This window comes from Pseudoalteromonas rubra, from assembly GCF_005887115.1.
Taxonomy (GTDB): Bacteria; Pseudomonadota; Gammaproteobacteria; order Enterobacterales; family Alteromonadaceae; genus Pseudoalteromonas; species Pseudoalteromonas rubra_F.
In genome coordinates this window covers 1-1258 of sequence record NZ_PNCJ01000093.1, presented here as the reverse complement: position 1 = coordinate 1258, position 1258 = coordinate 1, and the positions used below count along the sequence as shown (strand labels likewise).

Sequence of the window (1258 nt, the reverse complement as noted above, 5' to 3'; positions counted from 1 at the left end):
CACTTTTGCCAGCGTCAGTAGCTTTTCTTCTACCCAATCTCGCCGGTGCTCATATGAACGGCCTGTGAAGCGGTCTTCGCCGCATAAAAACGCCCGACGTACACACCGGGAAATACAGTGATAATATTTGGTATCGCATAAGCTGACCTGCTTCTTCCTTGCTGTTGGCATAGTCCATTGTCCTCAATCCTTTGAGCGTGTTCTAAGCGTAGACGCCACATCAAAAGTGTGCCATTTTTAGGTGGGTGTCGCTTGTTTCCCTTGTTTCCCCATGTCGCTTGTTTCCCCTTCTTCTCTTCTTCTTCTCTTTCCTGTAATGTTATTATTAAAGTGTTTGATTTATCAATGAAATGGATTGGAGTGTCCCCCCCTTACTAAGTCAAGCTGATATTTACACCTTTAAAATATGGGAATTTTTATTTCTTGGAGAGCTTATGAAATTCATCTTTGCATTATTTTTATCTGCATACTCTTTTGCCAGTTTTTGTGGCACTAAGATGGTCTACCAAAATTCGGTTACTGGCTGGGATCCAGATTTGTTCTGGGAGATGACGCCAGTACCTGGCTACACAAAAGAAATTACTATTAACTCAAAGAGTCATTTATTTATTCAAGGTCATATCGATGTAAGAAGTAGAGCCGAGAATTTTAACATTTGTGGTAGAGACGGAAGTGAGGCGATTGGTGTCGCATTTCAGGTGTTTATTGATGATGATGGCCTCAATATCGGCAATGATAAACAATTAATCAGAGGGAGCACCACGGGTGGCAACATCTCCAATTGTGATGATGATTATTATTCAGCATATATACATGGTTACAAAGTGTTAGAAGCGGATGTATATCCAGCTACATTTCATGTCTGGGTTGAAGGAAGAGCTTATTCAAGCGCAGTTATCACCAATACCAATGGCATTGCGGAAGTAAAAGGGATAGACCAGTATAATGAAGTTTTATACATAGTTGAAAGTATCGACTAAATTTGAACAAATATGATTAATGGGTAAGTCAAACCTGATTTTAGTCATACAAATTAGTACATTTTATCTGGTTATATCAGTCTCTCATACACATTAGGCGTAATGAGAGGCTGGTGAGTTACTTTAAGTTTAATGGGCAACTAAAATTGGCCGCTGTTTTATTGTCTAACCAGAACCTGTGTTCTGATTTATTTAGGGGATAACGGCGATAACGGCGACACCCACCCTTACACTCACCTAACCAATGAGGCTATGTTCTAAATTGAATTTGAAATATA

At 39.6% G+C, this 1258-nt stretch carries 1 protein-coding gene and 1 pseudogene; one reads left to right on the top strand and one right to left on the bottom strand.

All coding sequences use genetic code 11. From position 1 onward, the window contains the following. Positions 1-171 (bottom strand): annotated as a pseudogene (locus tag CWB98_RS23315) (transposase); the annotation flags it as partial. A gap of 263 nt (positions 172-434) precedes the next feature. Here CWB98_RS23315 and CWB98_RS23310 point away from each other — a divergent pair. Continuing rightward, positions 435-980, top strand: coding sequence for a hypothetical protein (locus CWB98_RS23310; protein WP_138546966.1), 546 nt, complete (start codon positions 435-437; stop codon positions 978-980). Positions 981-1258 lie beyond the last annotated feature (278 nt).